Genomic DNA, 18,374 nt, shown 5'->3' with positions numbered 1-18,374 from the left:
CGGTGAAACGAAAGCTCTCCCATCTCGACGCACGCGGCGAAGCCCGAATGGTGGACGTCTCCGCCAAGCCGCCGCTTCTGCGCCAAGCGGTGGCCGCCGGCGAAATCCAACTCCAGCGCGCAACGCTCGAACTCATCGAGTCGGACCGCGTCGCGAAGGGCAACGTGCTCGCGACCGCGCGCATCGCGGGCATCGCCGCGGCCAAGCGCTGCGGCGAACTCATCCCGCTCTGCCATCCGCTCCCGATCTCGCATTGCGAGGTGAACTTTGAAATCCCGCCCGCGCGCGACCGCATCCTCATCACCGCATCAGCCCGGATCACCGCGCAGACCGGCGTGGAAATGGAAGCGCTCGCCGCCGTCACCGTCGCCGCGCTGACGATCTACGATATGTGCAAGGCCGCGGACAAACAGATGGTCATCGGCGGCGTGCGGTTGCTGAAGAAAACCAAGCAGACTCCGCGCAGCGGCGCCGCGCGAACCGCACGACGATGAAGCGCCCGGCCCTTCAACGCGACCCGCAGTCGTCGCCGTGGATCAAGGCCGGCGTTCCCGCGCGGCAGATTCTTCCCGCAACCGTGCCCGACCCCGTCGCGGCCCCGCGCTCCAGCCCCCCGGTGAAGCCGGGCCCCGGTCAGCGCGACATCAAGACGTTCACGCGCGATGAGCTGGTGGCGACGTTCGAGGGCTGGGACGAGCGGGCGTTTCGCGTGGACCAGTTGCTCGACTGGATCTACACGCGCCGGGTGACAGGTTGGGACGCGATGACGAACATCCCCAAGCCGCTGCGCGACCGGCTTGCCGCGGAATTCGCGTCCGGGTCGCTCGCGCTCGCCCGCAAACAAGGCTCGCGCGACACGACGCAAAAACTGCTCTGGCGCCTGCGCGACGGCGCGTTGATCGAGAGCGTGCTCATCCCGGCAAACCCTGCGCTCTACGGCGAGGCGAGCGACCGCCACACGCTGTGCGTGTCCACCCAAGTCGGCTGCGCCTACGGGTGCGGCTTCTGCGCGAGCGGGCTCGAAGGCTGGAAGCGCAACCTGACGCCGGACGAGATCGTGGAGCAGGTGCTCGCCACGGAACGGGTTGCGGCGGCCGAGTCCCGGGTTTCGGATTCACCAGCGGGAGTCCCCAAACCCGGAACTCGAATCCCGAAACTCGCGGCGCGGCTGATCAACAACCTCGTCATCATGGGCATGGGCGAGCCGCTCGCGAACTACGACAATCTCCTTCGCGCGCTCGCCATCCTGAACGCGCCGTGGGGCGGCGGCATCGGCGCGCGCAAGATCACCATCTCGACCAGCGGGCTCGCGCCGCAGATTCGCAGGCTTGCGGATGAGCCGTTGCAATTCCGCCTGGCCATCTCGTTGCACGGCGCGACCGACGAGGTCCGCTCGAAGCTCATGCCCGTCAACCGCCGGTTCCCCATCCGGGAGCTTGCAGCGGCTTGCGAATACCACTTCCAGAAGAAGGGCAAGATGATCACGTTCGAATACATCCTCATCGAGGGCGTGAACGACCACGTGTCGCAGGCGCGCCCGCTTGCGCAGCTCGCGCAACGCCTGCACGCCAAGATCAATCTCATTCCTTACAATTCCGTCGAGGGGCTCCAGTGGAAACGCCCGGGCGAGGCCGCGCAGGAGGCGTTCCTCGCCGCGCTCGAGCGTTGGCACGTGCCCGTCACCTTGCGGCGCGAGAAGGGCCACGACATCGAGGCGGCCTGCGGCCAGTTGAGGCTCCGCACCGAGCGCGAACTCGCGCCGGCCACCCGCCTGCCTTCGTGAAATCCGTGTTCACCCACACCCAGCCGTGGTTCATTCCCGTCCCCGATGATCGCCCTGCTTGATTACGGCTCCGGCAACCTGCGCAGCGTGGAGAAGGCGTTGCGCAAGGTCGGCGCGGATGTGCTCGTGACGACCCGCGCCGACGCGATGCGCGCGGCGCGCGGCGTGGTGTTGCCGGGCGTGGGCGCGTTCGACGACTGCATCACCGCCATGCAACGGCAGGAACTGCTCGCGGGCGTGAAGGAGTTCATCGGAACCGGCCGGCCGTTTCTCGGCATCTGCGTCGGCTATCAGGCGTTGTTCGAGCGAAGCGAGGAGTTCAATTCATGCGCCGCCGGCCTCGGGATTTTCGCGGGCAGCGTCGTGCGATTCCCCGACCAGCCCGGCCTGAAGATCCCGCAGATCGGGTGGAATCAGATCGAGATCACGCGTCCGGAGTGCCCGCTGTTCCGGGGCATCGAGAGCGGAAGCCACGTTTACTTCGTGCACAGCTTCTTCCCCAAACCCGTGGACGACTCGATCATCGCGACGCGCACGGAATACGGCGTGAATTTCGCGTCCTCGGTGTGGAAGGGGAACGTGTTCGCGACGCAGTTCCACCCCGAGAAAAGCCAGGGCGTCGGCCTGCGGCTGCTGCAAAACTTCGTCGAGCACGCGGAACGCGCGTAGCATGGCGGCGAGCCCGCCGTTGAGTCCAACGTCATCGATGTTTCGCGGCCCTCTTGAAACTTGAACCGCGGCGCGCGACGCCCGACCCTCGCGCGCGTGACTGTGCTCGAGGTCATCAAGCGGAGTGCCGGCTTTCTCGCCAGGCGCGGCGTGGAGTCCCCGCGCCTGCAGGTTGAACTGCTCCTGTCCCACGTGCTCAAGCTGCCCCGCATGCGGCTCTACCTGGAATTCGAGCGCGTGTTGTCCGGTGCGGAACTCGAGGTCCTGCGCGCACTCATCCAGCGGCGCGGCGGGCGCGAACCGCTGCAACACCTCCTCGGCTCCGTTTCCTTCTGCGGCGTCGAGATCGAAACCACGCGCGCCGCGCTCATCCCGCGGCCCGAGACCGAGCAACTCGCGGAACTCGCGTGGAATCATGTTGCGCGCGAATGCCCCGGCGCCGCATCGCTCGTGGACTTTGGCACCGGGACCGGTTGCCTCGCCATCGCCATCGCGTTGCACGCGCCTGCCGCGAGCGTTCACGCGCTCGACATCTCCGGCGACGCCCTCGCGCTGGCGCGCCGAAACGCCGCGCGGCACCAACTCGACTTGCGCATCGCCTTTCATCTCGGCGACGGCCTCGAGGCGCTGCCCGCAGCGACGCGCGTCGAAGTGATCGTCGCCAACCCGCCTTACATTCCCACGGCGGACATCGACGCGCTCGAGCCGGAAGTCCGCGACCACGACCCGCGTCTGGCGCTGGACGGCGGGGCGGACGGGCTTGATTGCTTCCGCGCGCTCGCGCGGCTTGCGCCCGGATTCCTGAATCCCGGCGGGGCGTTTATCGCGGAGTTTGGCGACGGGCAAGCCGTGGCGTTGCGCGGACTTTTTTCCCGGGCGCCGTGGCGGGTCGATCGCGTCGCGAGGGATCTTTCCGGCCGCGAGCGTTTCTTGATTGCCCGCGTCGCCGGGCCGTGAACAATGTCGCGCGGTCAGGGCGCGGAGACACCGGAGTGCAACCATGGACAGCTTCTTGATACGCGGCGGCGTGCCGCTCCACGGCGAGGTCACCATCAGCGGCGCGAAGAACGCCGTCCTCCCCATCATGGCCGCGGCGCTCCTCACGCCGGAGAAATGCACCATCCGCCGCGCGCCCGACCTCGTGGACGTGAGGACGATGGGGCACATCCTCACCTCGCTTGGCGCCGAGGTCGCGCGCGACGGCGACACCGTCACGATCCAGGCGTCGAAGATCCGCGGCGTCGGCGACTACGAACTCATCCGCAAGATGCGCGGCTCGATTTGCATCCTCGGCCCGCTCATGGGCCGGTTGCACAAGGCGAGCGTCTCGCTGCCCGGCGGCTGCATCATCGGCGCGCGCCCGATTGACCTTCACCTCAAGGGTCTGCGCTCACTCGGGGCGCGCATCCGCATCGAGGCGGGTTACGTGAACGCTTCCGCGCGAAAGCTCACCGGAGGCGACATCTTCCTCGGCGGCCGCGCCGGCTCCACGGTCCTCGGCACCGCGAATCTCATGATGGCCGCCGTTCTCGCCGAGGGCGTCACGATCATCGAGAGCGCCGCGTGCGAGCCGGAGGTGACCGACCTCGCGAACTTCCTCATCGCGATGGGCGCGAAGGTCCACGGCGCGGGCAGCCCCACCATCACCATCACGGGCGTGAGCGAACTCCACGGCGCGGAACACGAGGTCATCCCCGACCGGATCGAGGCGGCGACCTTCGCCATTGCAGCGGCGGCGACTCGCGGCGACGTGACGATCCACGGCGCGCGGTTGGATCATCTCACGGCGGTGCTCGACAAACTGCGCGAGGCGGGGGTGAGCCTCGAACGCACGGGCGGTTCGCTGAACGTCCGGCGCGGAAGGCTCAAGCCGGTGGACGTGACCACGCTGCCTTACGCGGGATTCCCGACGGATGTGCAGGCGCAGATGATGGCGTTGATGGTGCTCACGCACGGGATCAGCATCCTCACCGAGCGCATCTTTGAGGCGCGGTTCATGCACGTGCCGGAACTCTGCCGGCTCGGCGCGGACATCGCGATTGAAGGTCCGAGCGCGATTGTGAAGGGCGGCCTCAAGCTCAGCGGCGCTCCCGTGATGGCCAGCGACCTCCGGGCGTCCGCCGCGCTTGTCATCGCCGGCCTTTGCGCGAGGGGCAAGACCCAGGTCAACCGCATCTACCACCTCGACCGTGGCTACGAGCGGATCGAGGAGAAACTCCGCGGCTTGGGCGCGCGCATTGACCGCGTGCCGGGCGAGTGAGCGGCGTCGCGCGCAGGACTTGGGCGCCCGGTTTCGTGCTTGAAATGGCCGGGGGGCGTGTCGAAACTGCGGCATGTCCAGGCACTGATGAGCAAGGACACGTCCATCTTCTCGAAAGTCGCCGGCAGCGGACCGGTCTCGGGTTTGCCGTTGATCCACGTCCTGCTGATCGAGGACAACCCGGCGGACGCCCTGCTCATCCAGGCGATGCTCTCGGAGCCTTCATCCGCGCGGTTCGAAGTCACCCATGCGGCCTCGCTCGGCAAGGGTCTGGAATGCCTCGCCAAGGGTTCTTTCGGCGTGGTGCTGCTCGACCTCTCGCTGCCGGACAGTTTCGGCCTCGAGACCTTCGACATCGTCCGCGCGCAGGCGCCCGCGATGCCGATTCTCGTGATGAGCGGGCTCGACGATGAGAATGCCGCCGTGAACGCGGTGCATTCGGGCGCGCAGGATTATCTCGTGAAGGGAAGCGTGGACAGCCCCCTGCTCGCGCGTTCGCTGCGCTACGCGATCGAGCGCAAACGGGCCGAGGAGGCGCTGCGGCATTCGGAGGCGTTTTACCAGTCGCTCGTGGACAATCTGCCGCAGTTCATCCTGCGCAAGGACCCGCAGGGTCGTTTCACCTTCGGCAACCAGAAATTCCTCGCCGAACTCGGCCGGCCGATGGAGGAGATCGTCGGCAAGTCGGACTTCGATTTTTTCCCCCCCGAGCTCGCCGAGAAGTACCAGCGCGACGACCGCGTTGTGATGCAGACCGGGCAGGTCTTCGAAACGGTCGAGGAACACGAACCGCCCGGCGGCGGCAAACGCTACGTCCAAGTCGTCAAGACGCCCATCCGTGACCGCGACAAACAGGTGATCGGCATCCAGGGGATCTTCTGGGACGTGACCGAGAGGAAGCTCGCCGAGGAACGGATCCAGCAGGCCAACGCCGACCTCGCCCGCAGCCGAGAGGAGGTCCTCAAGGCGCTCTCCGACCTTCGCGAAAAGCACAACGAGGTCAAGGAAGCCCATGGCCACATCATCCAGATGGAGCGCACGCAAATCGTCGGCCGGCTCGCCGCGGGCTTCGCCCTCGAGATGAAGGGCGCGCTCGACACCGCGCGCGCCGGGTTCGACCAACTCAAGGCGCTCCCCGGGGCGCCCGCCGCCGCGACGCTCGACTCGACCGAGGCGCTCCGCCGGGCCGATACGATCCTCAACGGCCTGCTCGACTTTGTCTCGCCCGGCAAACTCGAACTTGTGCCCGCCGACCTCAACGCAGTGCTCGAAGCGTCGCTACAGATGCTTGAACACGAATTGAAGGACGGCGGCTGCACGGCTGTGCGCGAACTTGATCCAAACCTGCCGAAGGCCTTTGTGGACGGCGGCCGCATCAAGCAGGTGCTCGTCAGCCTGCTGACCAACGCGATCGAAGCCATGCCCGGCGGTGGCACCATCACCGTGCGCACGCGCTTCCACCAGCCCAACCACGGCGAGGTCGAGTCCGACAACGACCGTCGCGTCACCCGGTTGCTCCGGCGCGCCGAGCCGTCGTTGATCCTCGAGATTGAGGACACGGGCACGGGCATCCCGCCCGAAAAACTCAGCCGCATCTTTGACCCGTTCTTCACGGTGAAGCCCGCCGGCAAGGGCACCGGCCTCGGGCTCACCGTGACCAAGAAAGTCATCGAGATGCACGGCGGCAACATCGCCATCCAGAACCGCCGCGGCGGCTCCGGCGTTTGCGCCACCGTCATCCTCAAAGCCGCCGCCCCCCCCGATGCAGCCAAAGCGAATCCTGATCGTGGATGACGACGTCGCCTTCACCCGCATGGGAAAGCTGAACCTCGATCAGCGCGGCGGCGACCACGTCCGCGAGGAGAACGCCTCCGGCAACGCGCCCGCCGCCGCGCGGGTCTTCCAGCCGCACATCATCCTGCTGGACGTCATCATGCCCGGCATGGACGGCACGAAACTCCCCGCGCGCACCCGCGCCGACCGCTCACTCGCCCGCATTCCGATCGTGTTCCTGACCGGGACAATCACGCCCGACGAGGCGCCCGCCCGGAGCCTCGACGGAAACGGGATGTATTCCCGGTCCAAGCCGGTGCAACTCGACGATCGCGTCAAGGTCATCCAGGACCACACCGCCCGCCCCGCAGCGAAGCCCTGACTTCCGGTGCCATGAACTGCCGGTGCCTCTTCGCGAGCCTTTCGCTCACCCTGCTCGCCACAATCGCCGGCGCGCAGTCCCCCGCCACCAAGAAATCGAAGGCTCCTCCTGCGAAGGCCGCGCCCGCCCCCGATGCCACCGAGGCCGAGCTTCGAAAAATCATGGTCGAGGACGACACGGCACTCGACCAGATCGAGCAGTGGACCATCCAGGCGCAAAACGCCGACGGCCCCACGGCCCCCGCCGTCCGCGCCGCACTCCAGCTCAAGATCAACGCCCGCATCGAGGAAATCCGCAAACGCTACGACGATTTCCTCACGCGCCACCCAAAGCACGCGCCCGCCCACCTTGCCTTCGGCAGCTTCCTCTGCGAGCACGGCTTCGAGAAGGAAGGCGTCAAGTCATGGGAAACCGCGCTCGAACTCGACACGAAAAATCCAGCCGCGTGGAACAACCTCGCCAACCACTACGCCCACCGCGGACCCGTTCGCAAGAGCTTCGACTACCACCTCAAGGCCATCGAGCTCTCACCCGCGCAATCCGTTTATCATTACAACTTCGGGACCACGGTCTTCCTGTTCCGCAAGGACGCGATGGAGCACTTCAGCCTCGACGAGCAGCAGGTGTTCGACAAGGCCCTCGACCACTACGCCAGGGCGCAGACGCTCGACCCGCAAAATTTCACCCTCGCATCCGACATCGCGCAGACCTACTACGGCATCCGCCCGCCGCGCAATGAAGCCGCCCTCGCCGCGTGGGAACGCGCCTTCAAGCTCGCGCCGGCCGAACCCGAACGGCAGGCGATCCATCTTCACTTCGCGCGCATCCGCATCAACATGGGCCGCTTCGACGAAGCCCGCGCGGACCTCGCCAAGGTCACCCACACCAATCACCAGGTCGTCCGCGCGCGCGTGCAGAAGACCCTCGACGACCGCCAGAAGAAAGACGCCGCGCCGCCGCAAACCGTGAAGGAACCGAAGTGACAGCTTTGCACAACCTACCTGCTTGTCTGCAGGTCGATTCCACGCACCAGGTCGAATAGACTTCCGCTGACCCGTCTGGGACCCGTGCTTGAAAGAAAACTGACCGTCCTCCTCGCCGCCGCCGCCGCACTCGTCCTCTCCGCAGCCCTCGCGCCGCGCGCCCGGGCTGCGATTTCGAAACGGCGCTCGCGCTCGATCCCTTCAACCCCGGGCTCAATCGCGAATACGCCGCCGCCATCTTCCTGTTCCGCAGGGATGCGCGGAAACTCTACGACCTCACGGAACAGGGTGTGTTCGACCGCGCCCTGCGCTACTTCCGCCGGGCGCCCATCGGCGACCCCGACAACTTCGAACTCGTGCGCGACTTCGCGATCTCCTGCCCCTTCGCGGTGAGCATCAGCACCGGCGTCGTGACTTTCTTCGCGCGGAGCTGCTTGCACACGTCATAGCCGCTCGCGCCTGGAAGCATCACGTCGAGCACGATGAGCGTTGTGCTTCGCGACGGCGCCGAGGTGGAGTTGCGAGGCGAGGAAGACCGCGGCGAACAGGGTTGGTTTCATGCCGCGAGCATGCGGCAGCCGCGCGCGCGCGTTGTCAGCGCGCAGTGAATCGAATGTAAATCTTCTGTCAGGCCGCGGGCCGCGGCGGACGAATCACACCCCCATCAAGTGCTCGATCACCATCTGGTCGAGCGCCTGGTAGTCGCGGTTTGCGACAAGCGACTGCGCGGCCTTCTCGTCGAAGGTGCGCGCCTTCCTCACAAGGCGCAGGAAGGTGCGGCGGCTGTTCACGAGGTGCGCCATCCAGTGCTCTTCCTTCGTGGTGCGGAAGGGATGCACGTCGAAGCAGACGTATTCGCCGTGGCGTCCGTAGCCGTTGCGTTCAAGCGCGCGGATTTGGTCGAAGGCGCTGCGGAGGTTCGTGCAGCCGAAGGGGCGGTCCTGGTCGTATTTCAGCCCGTTCTGGTCGTTGAGGTGGAGCGACCACAACTTGCCGAAGCTCATCGCGAAATCAATTTCATCCGCCGGGTCGAGTCCGGCGAGGATGGCGTGCGCGCTTTCGATGAGGCAGCCGACGCGCTTGGGGTCGCGAGTCTGCTGCGCGATGGCCAGCGCGTGGCCGATGGTCGGAATGTAGGCGTGATCCATCGGCTCGTTGGGCTTGGGCTCGATGGCGAGGCGGATGCGCCGGTCGTGCGCGAGCATCGCATCGAACGCGGCGACCAGGTGGTCCACCGCGCGGCGCGCGTTCTTCGACTCGCGGATGTAGCTGCCTTCGCGCGCAAGCCACAGCACGAGAATGTCGGTGCCGAGGATGTTCGCGATGTCGATCGAGGTCTTCGACCGCTCGATCGCGTAGCGGCGGCACTTGGCGTCGTTGCTCGTGTAGGCGCCGTCAATCGTCTGCGGCGCGAACCACAACCGCGGCGCGACCATCTCGGCGGCGATGCCGAGGTCGTCGAGACGCTTCTTCAACTCGCGCGCCTCCCTGCGAACCTGCCGCGGCGGCTTGCGGTCGATGTCCGGCACCGCGTCGTCGTCGTGGAACATCATCGCGTCGAAACCGTGCTTCTTGAGCCTGGCGAGCTTCCACGCAAAGGACTTCGGCTCGCGCACGGGCGGGCCGTAGGGGTCCTGCCCCTCGCTGATGTTCCAGGGGCCGAAGCAGAATTTATAGCGGCGGGCGGTAGCCATAACGGTGCGCGAAGCGTAAGGACGCGCCGCGGGCGAGGAAAGGCAAAAGCCCGGCGCCCGCGCCGTCAAATCCCTTTACACCGGCGACCGGAGTTCGCACCGTCTCGCCACGAAGAAGATCCTCAAGATCGCCGCGGTCCTGATCGTCTTGCTCGTGGTCGCGCTTGTCGCCGTCGCGCTCTCGCTCGATGGCGCGGTGAAGAAAGGCGTCGAGACCTTCGGCCCGAAGATCGCCAGGGTGGACGTGAAACTCGCCGGCGTGAGCCTCTCGCCGATGAGCGGCAGCGGCAAGCTCACCGGCCTCGTCATTGGCAACCCGGAAGGCTTCAAGACGCCGCACGCCATCGCCGTCGGCGAGGTCGAGGTCACGGTCAAGCCCGGTTCGATCTTCTCCGACAAGATCGTCGTACAGAAGGTCAACGTCGTCGCGCCCGACATCACGCTCGAGGGCGGCGGCAAGGGCAGCAACCTCGGCAAGATCCTCGAGAACGTGCAGGCCGCGACCGCCTCCGAGAAATCGGAGCCATCCTCCAAGCCCGGCAAAAAACTCCAGGTGGACGAATTCCGCGTCACCGGCGGCAAGATCAACCTCTCCCTCACCCTCCTCGGCGGCAAGTCGCTCACCGTGCCGCTGCCGGACATCCACCTGCAAAACCTTGGACAGGGCGCGGACGGCATCACGCCCGCGGAGTTGACGGAGAAGATGTTCTCGGCGGTGTTCACCGGCACCATCGAGGCCGCGGGACAGGCGGTGGCCAAGCTCGGCAAGGCCGGCGCGGAATTCGCGGCCGAGGTCGGCAGAGGCGTGCTCGACACGGCGAAAGCCGTCGGCAAAGGCGCGGTCGAAGGCGTGAAGGAAATCGGGAAGGGGATCGGCAACCTGTTCAACAAGTAGCCTCCACCGGGAGCGGTGGACCCGGTCGCCCCGCGACGCGACGCGTTCCACGGCGAAACTCCGGATGCACCGCCGCACGGGCGGTTCAAGCCTTTCCTCAGCCGCCGCACTTCGTGGCGAAGAGCACGGCCACACCGCCGGCCAACACGCCCACGGCGGGAGCCAACCCGACCTTGCCCGCCGCGAAATGGAGCACACCCATCACCACGCCGCTTGCGACGAGAACGAACCCAATGATCGTTGCTGGTTTCATAAGCTTGGTTCCAACCTCAGCGACCCGGCCTCGGCGGCGGCGGTGGAGCGCACGGTGCGCTCACGAATTCCCGCGACGCTCGAACGGACGGCGGAGAGGCCGTTCGCTGCAGCGCCCTGGTTAGGCCACATGGTCGTCATACACTCTGTCTCCTCTTGCTGAATCCTGCGATCAATCCGCCGGCCAGCGCGATTGGGCGGCGTGGCCTGCGCGTCCGCGACCACGAGCAGCCATGCGACCGCGAGTCCGATGGGCAATCGGCTGCCGGCGATTGAAGACCTCCCGCGCCCCGACCGGGGCTCAATGACGCGTGATCGCTCAGCCATAGTAGCCCGGCTCCTTGATCTTCACCTCGCCGCCGTCGAGCACGGACTTCACCGCGTCCTCCGCGGGCGACTCGCCCGCGCGCCCGAAGCGGCCGCGATAGCGGAGCACGCCGTTCGCGTCGATCACCACCGTCGTCGTGGTCAGCTTCACGCCGAACACGTCCGCGCTGCGGCCGGTCGAGTCGAGCAGCACCGGCATCGCGAGGTTCTTCTGCTTGAGAAATGCGGTGACCTTCGACGCCGGTTCATTCGCGCTCGCGTCGAGCACGTGGAATGCGACCTTGTTGCCGTAAGTCCTGGCGAACTCCGCGAGCCGCGCGTCCACCTCGCGGCAGCTTCCGCAAAACGTGCACCAGAACGTGAGCACCACGGGGCGCGCCTTGCCCGCGGCGTCCTTCTGCAACTCGGCGAGCGAGCGCTTCTGCCCGTCAAGCGTGGTCACGGCGAAGTCCGGCACCTTCGCCCCGATGGCGAGCCGGGAGTGCGCAGGCTGCGCGGTGGCGACGAACGCGACGACGAGGAACAGGGCGATGATGGAAACGAGAGTTCTCATGGGCTTGGGGGAGATTAAGGCGAGGCCCCGGGTCGCGTGTCAAGCGAGCCGGCTTCGAGGTGCGGCGAGTTTTGCCTTGATTCTCAGGCGGGACTCTGCAAGAAGGAAGCGTGACCCGAACCATGAAGACACAGGCTTCATCCCAACTGCGGGGTTCCTTCCGGACTCTGGCTTTCACGCTCATTGAACTGCTGGTTGTCATCGCCATCATCGCGATCCTCGCGGCGATGCTCCTGCCCGCGCTCTCGAAGGCGAAGGAAAAGGCGCTCGGCACCAAGTGCATGGCGAACATGAAGCAATTGGTCACCGCGTGGACGCTCTACTATGGCGACAACGACGACAAGCTGGTGCTCAACAACCACACGGCGCTCAATCTGGCGCAGACCAATCTGACGTGGTGCACCGGTTGGATGAAGAACAACGGCGGGGGCTACCGGGCGGGCAGCGAGACGGATCCAGTCTGGTTCATGAACGCGCTCCTCGGCCGCTACGCGGTCAACCCTCTGATTTACCGGTGTCCCGCCGACAAAATCGCCATCCCGCCGGCGCGCGAGCCTTACGTGCGCAGCGTCACGATGAACATCTGGATGAATGACCAACCGCTCCGGAATGTCGCCGCGATCGCCGGCACTCCACCCAAAGAAGCATTCCAGCGCATCATCTCGATGAACAAGCCCGACAACCTGTTCGTGTTCATCCACGAGGACCCCAACACCATCGAGGACGGCGTCTACCGGCTCGACAACACTCCCTTGCCCCACACAGTCATGGAGAACGCGCCCGCCGCACTTCATAACAACGGCTCAACCCTCGCATTCGCGGACGGCCATTCGGAAATCCACCGATGGGACCGTATCGCAAAGAACAACGGTGTTCCCGTCGTCGTCTCCACGGGGAATCCCACGGACGCGACCTGGCTCAAGTCACGAGCCTTCGAATGAGCCGGGCTCGGGCCGAGCCTGCCCCCATAAGATCCCGCGCGGCTCTTCCGGCGGTTCCCGGCGCCATCTGGCTCCTCTTCTTCCTCGTCCTCCCGCTGCTGTGCATCGCAGCGATCAGCTTTCTCACGCGCGGGGACGCGGGCGAAGTGGCAGGCCGGTTCACGACCGGGAACTACAAGCGGCTGCTCGGCTTCGGCTTGCTCGGATTCGATCCGCTGTATCCGCAAATCCTGCTGCGAAGCCTCGCGATCGGGTTCGCCTCGGCCGCGTGCTGCCTCGGCGCCGCGCTGCCGATGGCGTTCTTCATCGCCTCGCTGCCCGGTCGATGGAAAAACCTCGCGCTGACGCTCGTGGTCATCCCGTTTTGGACCAACCTCCTCATCCGCACTTACGCGTGGCAGCTTCTGCTTGGGCCGGAGAGTCCGCTCTCGAAGGTCGCGGCGGGCGCGGGCTTCATCGCGTCCGGCGACGGACTCCACCCTGGCATGACCGCGGTGATGATCGGGATGGTGTGCGATTTCCTGCCGTTCATGGTGCTGCCGCTTTACGCCTCGGTGGAGAAGCTCGACTGGACGCTCGCCGAGGCGGCGGCCGATCTCGGCGCGAACGCATGGAACGTGTTCCGCCACGCGTTGCTCCCGCAACTCTGGCCCGGCCTCGCCGCCGGATTCCTTCTGGTGTTTCTCCCGGCCACCGGCCAGTTCGTCATTCCCGACCTGCTCGGCGGCGCGAAGACGCTGCTGCTCGGGAATGTCATCCAGCAACAATTCGGCCCGAGCCGCGACTGGCCCTTCGGCGCGGCCATTGCGACGACCGCGCTCGCGCTCGTGCTCGCCGGCATGTGGCTCCACGCGCGCATCGCGCGGGCGACCGTTGAACGCGAGGAAGGGGTTTTGGGTTGATGAGGGCGTCCGGAGCCAACGAATCAGTGTTCAGCATCCAGACGCGGGGCGAGCGGGCACGCCGGCCTGAACACTGAGCACTTCCCCTCACCCTCCCGCCCGCCGCAGCCGGTCGCGAATCGCCTCCCACTCCGGTCCGTCGGGCGGTGCTTCGACGACGATCAGCGCGGCACCCGCGGCGTCGCACGCGTGCAACTCGCCGTAGAGTGCGCGCGCGAACGCCTCGGCGTCGTGCGGGATCACGGACACGTTCGCGAACCCGCCGCCCAGCGGAATGTGCGTGTGCGACACGACAAATGCCCCGGCGACCGGAAGCGCGCGGTCCTCGAGTTGGCGGCGCAAGTCCGGGTCGTCCTTCCATGCCGCCACGATCAGTCGCGCCCGCGGCGAATAGTGCTTCTCCAACAAGCCCGGACTGCGCAGCACACCGGCGCCGGATGGCCTTCTCGCGGACTCCACACCCTCGCCGAGCACCGCCTCAAGCGCGCCAGCGTGGATCATTCCCGGCCGCAACACCCGGGCCGGCGCGCGCGTGACGTCGACGACCGTGGATTCGATTCCCACGTGCGACGCGCCGCCATCGACAATCAACGAAACGCGGCCGCCGAGCAGTCGCGACACGTGCGAAGCCGTTGTCGGCGAAAGTTCATTCGATGGATTCGCGCTCGGGGCGGCGAGCGGGAAGCCGCACTCGCGAATCACGGCCTGCACAAACGGATGGAGCGGCCAGCGCACGCCGACCGTCGGCCCGCCCGCCGTGACCGCATCCGGCACTTCCGCGGACTTCGGCACCACCAACGTGAGCGGTCCGGGCCAGAACGCGTCGGCGAGGCGCTGCGCCGCCGGCGGCCAGCCGGACACGCAGCGCCGCGCCATCGCCGTCGAGGCGACGTGCACGATGATCGGATTGTGCGCGGGACGGGACTTCGCCGCAAAAATGCGCGCGACGGCCGTGCCATCGAGCGCATTGGCGGCGAGGCCGTAAACGGTTTCCGTCGGCACGGCGACCACGCCGCCCGCGCGCAACACGGCGGCGGCGCGGCGCACGGCGGCGTCGAACAGCACCGGCGTGTGCGTCGGCAGGATTTCGGTGGCGGGCATCGGACTCAATCGCGGGGGCAGCGTAGGTAGAACGCGGCGCCGCAGCAATCCCGCGCCTCATCCCGGCTGCTGACATCTCCGCCGTCGCACCGTATCGTGCGCCCGTGCTTGAACACCTCGCCGAACAACTCGCGCGCCGCGAACCGCTCACCGACACGCAGGTGATGCTCGCCGTGGACGAGCTCGTGAAGGAGACCGTCGCGCCCGGCGTGAAGGCGGCGTTCCTGTCCGCGCTTTCGATCAAGGGCGAGACCCCGGAGGAAATCGCCTCGTTCGCGGGCGAACTGCGCACGCGCGCCGTGCCCGTGCCGCTCGACGCGGCGTGGCGCGAGTCCCGCGAGATTCTCGACGTGTGCGGGACCGGCGGCGACAGGCTGGACACGTTCAACATCTCGACGACCGTCGCGCTTGTCGCGGCCAGCGCGGGCGTGGCGGTGGCGAAGCACGGCAACCGCGCGATCACGTCCAACTGCGGCAGCGCGGACGTCCTCGAGGCGCTGGGCGTGCCGGTGGAGTTGCCGCCCGACGAGGCGGCGCGGGCGCTTCGCGAGCGGCACTTCGCCTTCTTCTTCGCGCCGAGGTATCATCCGGCGTTCAAGCACATCGCCCCGGCGCGCAAACTCTGCGCCGGGCGCGGCCAGCGCACGATTTTCAACTTCCTCGGCCCGCTGCTCAACCCCGCCGGGCCCACCGCGCAGTTGCTGGGCGTGCCGCGGCCCGGGCTGTGCGAGCCCATCGCGCGCGTGCTGCAGTCGCTTGGGTTGAGGCGCGGGATGGTCGTTTCGGGAAGCGTCCAAAGTCCGGGCGCAACGGACAGCGCGTCGGCCAGTCTGGACGAACTCTCGACGCTCGGGCCGAACACCGTCGCCGAATTCCACCACGACCGCGGATTCAGCGTGTCCACGCTCGACCCTGGAAACTTCCCGCTTCAGCCCGCTGCTCTCGCGGACCTCGCCGGCGGCGACAGACAGGCCAACGCGGACATCGTGCGGCGGTTGCTGAGCGGCGCGGAGCGCGGGCCGAAGCGCGACGCCGTGCTGCTCAATGCGGCCGCGGCGCTCTTCATCGCGAGCCGCGCGAAGTCGCTCGTCGAAGGGTGGGAACTCGCGGCCGGGTTGCTCGACTCGGGCGCGGCCCGGGCGAAGCTGGAGGAGCTGCGAACGAGGCCGTAGTGGGACGGCTCACACCGCGTCGTAAGTCCACGGCTTGCGCTGCTCGCGGGCGATCCACTTGCCGGCATCTTTGTCGCCGGTGAACTGCTCCTTCGCAGGGTCCCACTTCAACTTCCGCCCGAGCCGCAGCGCGATGACTCCGAGGTGGCACACGCTCACGGAACGGTGGCCGATCTCGACGTCGCAGATGGGCTGCTGCCGCGAGCGGACGCAGTCGAAGAAGTTTTTCATGTGGTTGTCGCTCGCATAAAGCCGCGTCGCGCCGGCGGCGAGGGGCGTGGTCAGCAACTCGGGCGCGCCCGCCTCGATCCTGCCGCGCGTGACGAAGATCCATCCGTCGGCGCCCTCGAATTTCACGCCGTGTTGCTGGCCTTCCTTGTTCACCACGGAGCCGTTCCACGCGTTCGCGGCGGTGCTGCGGCACGAGTGCGTCACGCCGTTCGCGTAGGTGTAGTTCACGTCGTATTCGCTGTGCGCGGTGAATCCGCCGGGAATCATCTCGATGAGCGGCTTCGCGGCAATCTCGACCGGCCCGCTGCGTTCGGCGCCGATGCCCCACAGCGCGATGTCGTTGTGGTGCGCGCCCCAATCGGTCATCGTGCCGCCGGAATACTCCCACCAATAGCGAAAGGTCTGGTGGCAGCGTTCCTTCACGTAATCGGTCTTCGGCGCCTGCCCGAGCCAGAAATCCCAGTCAAGCCCGGCGGGCACGGGCGACGCGGCGAACGGTCCCTCGCGCCGGCCGGACGGGAGCCACACGCTGACGTGCTTGAGTTTGCCGAGGCGGCCGTTGCGGACGAGCTCGCACGCGAGGCGAAAGTTCTTGTCGCTGCGCTGCTGGCTGCCGGTTTGCAGGACGCGCTTGCTGTCGCGCGCGACTTTCACGAGACGCCTGCCCTCGTCGATTGTGAGCGTGAGCGGTTTCTCGCTGTAAACATCCTTGCCGGCCTTGAGCGCCGCGAGGTTCACCAAGGTGTGCCAGTGGTCGGGCGTGCCGTTGACGATGACGTGGATGTCGTCGCGCTCCATGACCTTGCGGAAATCCTTCACCGGCTTCGCGTCGGGCCACATCTTTTGCGCCTGCGCCAGGCTCGCCTCATCCACGTCGCAGAAGGCCACCATCTGACCGTGCTGCGCGGCCTCGCGAGCCACGCCGCGTCCGCGCCCGCCGCAGCCGATGAGTGCGATGCCGGGCCGGTCGTTCGGCCCGAGCAGCTTGGCCAGCGCCGCCGCGCCGGAACACTCGTCGAGGAACCACTCCGGCATCGTCGAGGCGGCGGCGAGTGCGGCGGCGGATTGGATGAAGGAACGGCGCGAAGGCCGGAAGCTCTGCGGTGTCATGCGGCGCAGTGTGGTAAGGTGCGATGAGGCTGACAAGCGCGAACCCACCCGGGCGCGACCGGAGCGCGCCGCGGTTTCGTCCTTCCATCCCGCGCCGGTCCGCCGCATCGTGCCGCGGACCTGACATGGACCCTGATCGCCTCAAGTCGCTGCAAATCGCGAGCGAGCAGAAGGCCCGCCCGACGCGCGCGCTTTGGGGAATCTTCCTCGCCGTTGGCGCGATCGTGGTAGGGGTCGCCGCACTGGCGTGGCCGCGCGCGCGCGACTCCATCCGGCTTGGCAACAAGCCCGCGGGCGCCACAAAGACCGCGAACGGATCGACGCCTTCGACGAACGCGGCAGCGCGCCCGGCCACGCCAGCGCCGGGCCGTGTCGAAGGCTCCGTCCTCACCGTGAGCGGCTACATCATCCCGCGCGAACGCATCGAACTTTCGCCGCGGTTCATGGGCGTGGTGAAGTGGATTGGCGTGAAGAAGGGCGACCGTGTCACGAAGGGACAGGTGCTTGTGCGCCTCGACGACGCCGAGCAAAGGGTCCGCGTGGCCGAAGCCGAGGCGCGTATGAAAACCGCCGACGCCGCCATCGTCACGGCGCAGGTCGCCGTGCCCGACAGCGAGGCGCGGCTGGCCCAGGCCGATGCGCGGGTGGCGTCCGCGCGCGCGGCGCTCTCGAAGGCCGAGCTCGATTTCGAGCGCGCCACCAAGCTCTTCCGCGACAAGGTGGAAACCAAGCAACTGGAGGATGACACCCGTTTGCGCCTCGAGACCGCGCGCGCGGCGATTCGGGAGGCCGAGGCTGCGCTCGCTTCCGCGAAACTCGCGCCGACCGAGGCGCGTGCCCGGCTGGACTCGGCCCGAGCCACACTGCATGAGGCCACGACCGCGCGCAGCCTGGCGCAGCTTTACCTCGACTGGACGGTCATCCGCTCGCCTGTGGACGGCGTGGTCCTTGAGAAACTCGTGGATCCGGACGAGTTGGTGGTGCCGCAGAGTTTCGGCGGCGGACGCGGCCCGAGCACGGCGCTCGTGGCGCTTGCCGACCCGTCGGATTTGCAGGTGGAGATTGATCTCAACGAATCCGATCTCGCGAAAGTTTTCCTCAGGCAGAAGTGCCGTGTGACTCCCGAGGCGTATCCGGACAGGGGCTACGACGGCTTTGTCGCGGAGATCGCGCCCGAGGCGTCGCGGCAGAAGGGCACGCTGCAAATCAAGGTGCAGGTGCTGCGGCCCGATCGCTTCCTCACGCCGGAGTTGAGCGCGAAGGTGGACTTCCTGGGCGTGCCGCCGGCGGACAACCCGGCCACGAACACGACCGAGAAGTCTGCCGCGCCCGGTCAGTAGTGGGAC

The 18,374-nt window shown here is 67.2% G+C and carries 17 protein-coding genes and 1 pseudogene; 13 read left to right on the top strand and 5 right to left on the bottom strand.

Annotation, left to right across the window (positions count from 1 at the left end):
• Nucleotides 1–2: 2 nt before the first annotated feature.
• The 8 genes from moaC (at nt 3) to FJ386_01485 (ending at nt 7,850) form a co-directional block, all read left to right on the top strand.
• Entirely contained in the window at nt 3–494 is a 492-nt protein-coding gene (gene moaC / locus FJ386_01520) for a cyclic pyranopterin monophosphate synthase MoaC (GenBank protein ID MBM3875385.1), read from the top strand.
• A complete protein-coding gene (gene rlmN, locus FJ386_01515; protein MBM3875384.1) occupies nt 491–1,783 on the top strand; it encodes a 23S rRNA (adenine(2503)-C(2))-methyltransferase RlmN in 1,293 nt (430 codons plus the stop codon). The genes moaC and rlmN overlap by 4 nt, the downstream gene beginning before the upstream one ends.
• A gap of 45 nt (nt 1,784–1,828) precedes the next feature.
• Nucleotides 1,829–2,452 carry an imidazole glycerol phosphate synthase subunit HisH gene (gene hisH / locus FJ386_01510; GenBank protein ID MBM3875383.1) on the top strand — a complete coding sequence of 208 codons (624 nt, stop codon included), beginning with the start codon at nt 1,829–1,831 and terminating at the stop codon, nt 2,450–2,452.
• Between the two features lie 60 nt (nt 2,453–2,512).
• The gene (gene prmC / locus FJ386_01505) at nt 2,513–3,409 is read left to right on the top strand and encodes a peptide chain release factor N(5)-glutamine methyltransferase (protein MBM3875382.1); all 897 of its coding nucleotides are present in this window, start codon (nt 2,513–2,515) and stop codon (nt 3,407–3,409) included.
• A gap of 43 nt (nt 3,410–3,452) precedes the next feature.
• Nucleotides 3,453–4,712 (top strand): UDP-N-acetylglucosamine 1-carboxyvinyltransferase, encoded by a 1,260-nt coding sequence (gene murA / locus FJ386_01500; GenBank protein MBM3875381.1) that lies wholly within the window; start codon nt 3,453–3,455, stop codon nt 4,710–4,712.
• Nucleotides 4,713–4,799: 87 nt separating this feature from the next.
• The gene (locus FJ386_01495; protein MBM3875380.1) at nt 4,800–6,506 is read left to right on the top strand and encodes a PAS domain S-box protein; all 1,707 of its coding nucleotides are present in this window, start codon (nt 4,800–4,802) and stop codon (nt 6,504–6,506) included.
• Nucleotides 6,475–6,867, top strand: a complete 393-nt coding sequence (locus FJ386_01490; protein MBM3875379.1) for a response regulator — start codon at nt 6,475–6,477, stop codon at nt 6,865–6,867. Before FJ386_01495 ends, FJ386_01490 begins: the two co-directional genes overlap by 32 nt.
• 11 nt (nt 6,868–6,878) lie before the next feature.
• Complete coding sequence (locus FJ386_01485) at nt 6,879–7,850, top strand: hypothetical protein (GenBank protein MBM3875378.1); 972 nt, start codon at nt 6,879–6,881, stop codon at nt 7,848–7,850.
• Between the two features lie 370 nt (nt 7,851–8,220).
• On the opposite strand, the pseudogene FJ386_01480 reads toward FJ386_01485, so the two are convergent.
• Both FJ386_01480 and FJ386_01475 read right to left on the bottom strand, forming a co-directional pair.
• Nucleotides 8,221–8,319 (bottom strand): annotated as a pseudogene (locus FJ386_01480) (response regulator).
• A gap of 184 nt (nt 8,320–8,503) precedes the next feature.
• Complete coding sequence (locus FJ386_01475) at nt 8,504–9,544, bottom strand: TIM barrel protein (protein ID MBM3875377.1); 1,041 nt, start codon at nt 9,542–9,544, stop codon at nt 8,504–8,506.
• Nucleotides 9,545–9,698: 154 nt separating this feature from the next.
• On the opposite strand from FJ386_01475, the gene FJ386_01470 reads away from it, so the two are divergent.
• Nucleotides 9,699–10,439, top strand: a complete 741-nt coding sequence (locus tag FJ386_01470) for a hypothetical protein (GenBank protein ID MBM3875376.1) — start codon at nt 9,699–9,701, stop codon at nt 10,437–10,439.
• Nucleotides 10,440–11,010: 571 nt separating this feature from the next.
• On the opposite strand, the gene FJ386_01465 is transcribed toward FJ386_01470, so the two are convergent.
• On the bottom strand, nt 11,011–11,571 hold the full coding sequence (locus tag FJ386_01465) for a TlpA family protein disulfide reductase (GenBank protein ID MBM3875375.1): 561 nt from the start codon (nt 11,569–11,571) through the stop codon (nt 11,011–11,013).
• 110 nt (nt 11,572–11,681) lie between these two features.
• Between FJ386_01465 and FJ386_01460 the strand changes: the two genes are divergently transcribed.
• Together FJ386_01460 and FJ386_01455 are read left to right on the top strand one after the other, a co-directional pair.
• Nucleotides 11,682–12,512 carry a prepilin-type N-terminal cleavage/methylation domain-containing protein gene (locus tag FJ386_01460; GenBank protein MBM3875374.1) on the top strand — a complete coding sequence of 277 codons (831 nt, stop codon included), beginning with the start codon at nt 11,682–11,684 and terminating at the stop codon, nt 12,510–12,512.
• Nucleotides 12,509–13,414 (top strand): ABC transporter permease, encoded by a 906-nt coding sequence (locus FJ386_01455; protein ID MBM3875373.1) that lies wholly within the window; start codon nt 12,509–12,511, stop codon nt 13,412–13,414. The genes FJ386_01460 and FJ386_01455 overlap by 4 nt, the downstream gene beginning before the upstream one ends.
• Nucleotides 13,415–13,501: 87 nt before the next feature.
• On the opposite strand, the gene FJ386_01450 is transcribed toward FJ386_01455, so the two are convergent.
• Nucleotides 13,502–14,515: a threonylcarbamoyl-AMP synthase gene (locus FJ386_01450; GenBank protein MBM3875372.1), complete on the bottom strand. Its 1,014-nt coding sequence runs from the start codon at nt 14,513–14,515 to the stop codon at nt 13,502–13,504.
• Nucleotides 14,516–14,619: 104 nt separating this feature from the next.
• On the opposite strand from FJ386_01450, the gene trpD reads away from it, so the two are divergent.
• Nucleotides 14,620–15,687: an anthranilate phosphoribosyltransferase gene (gene trpD, locus FJ386_01445; GenBank protein MBM3875371.1), complete on the top strand. Its 1,068-nt coding sequence runs from the start codon at nt 14,620–14,622 to the stop codon at nt 15,685–15,687.
• Between the two features lie 9 nt (nt 15,688–15,696).
• Here the strand turns inward: trpD and FJ386_01440 are convergent, their stop codons facing one another.
• Nucleotides 15,697–17,028: a Gfo/Idh/MocA family oxidoreductase gene (locus FJ386_01440; protein ID MBM3875370.1), complete on the bottom strand. Its 1,332-nt coding sequence runs from the start codon at nt 17,026–17,028 to the stop codon at nt 15,697–15,699.
• Nucleotides 17,029–17,153: 125 nt separating this feature from the next.
• Here FJ386_01440 and FJ386_01435 point away from each other — a divergent pair, with 125 nt between their 5' ends.
• Entirely contained in the window at nt 17,154–18,368 is a 1,215-nt protein-coding gene (locus FJ386_01435; protein MBM3875369.1) for an HlyD family efflux transporter periplasmic adaptor subunit, read from the top strand.
• Nucleotides 18,369–18,374: the final 6 nt, after the last annotated feature.

It is taken from the genome of Verrucomicrobiota bacterium, from assembly GCA_016871675.1.
In the GTDB taxonomy this organism is placed as follows: domain Bacteria; phylum Verrucomicrobiota; class Verrucomicrobiia; order Limisphaerales; family VHCN01; genus VHCN01.
The sequence above is the reverse complement of the archived record's forward strand: the minus strand, read 5'-3'. Positions and strand labels throughout refer to the sequence as shown.

Excerpts from the sequence above, each read along its gene's own strand:
- FJ386_01450 (MBM3875372.1), bottom strand. The coding sequence starts at position 14,515 with ATGCCCGCCACCGAAATCCTGCCGACGCACACGCCGGTGCTGTTCGAC.
- FJ386_01465 (MBM3875375.1), bottom strand. The coding sequence starts at position 11,571 with ATGAGAACTCTCGTTTCCATCATCGCCCTGTTCCTCGTCGTCGCGTTC.
- FJ386_01490 (MBM3875379.1), top strand. The coding sequence starts at position 6,475 with ATGCAGCCAAAGCGAATCCTGATCGTGGATGACGACGTCGCCTTCACC.
- FJ386_01495 (MBM3875380.1), top strand. The coding sequence starts at position 4,800 with ATGAGCAAGGACACGTCCATCTTCTCGAAAGTCGCCGGCAGCGGACCG.
- rlmN (MBM3875384.1), top strand. The coding sequence starts at position 491 with ATGAAGCGCCCGGCCCTTCAACGCGACCCGCAGTCGTCGCCGTGGATC.
- FJ386_01455 (MBM3875373.1), top strand. The coding sequence starts at position 12,509 with ATGAGCCGGGCTCGGGCCGAGCCTGCCCCCATAAGATCCCGCGCGGCT.
- FJ386_01440 (MBM3875370.1), bottom strand. The coding sequence starts at position 17,028 with ATGACACCGCAGAGCTTCCGGCCTTCGCGCCGTTCCTTCATCCAATCC.
- FJ386_01435 (MBM3875369.1), top strand. The coding sequence starts at position 17,154 with ATGGACCCTGATCGCCTCAAGTCGCTGCAAATCGCGAGCGAGCAGAAG.
- murA (MBM3875381.1), top strand. The coding sequence starts at position 3,453 with ATGGACAGCTTCTTGATACGCGGCGGCGTGCCGCTCCACGGCGAGGTC.
- hisH (MBM3875383.1), top strand. The coding sequence starts at position 1,829 with ATGATCGCCCTGCTTGATTACGGCTCCGGCAACCTGCGCAGCGTGGAG.
- FJ386_01475 (MBM3875377.1), bottom strand. The coding sequence starts at position 9,544 with ATGGCTACCGCCCGCCGCTATAAATTCTGCTTCGGCCCCTGGAACATC.
- FJ386_01485 (MBM3875378.1), top strand. The coding sequence starts at position 6,879 with ATGAACTGCCGGTGCCTCTTCGCGAGCCTTTCGCTCACCCTGCTCGCC.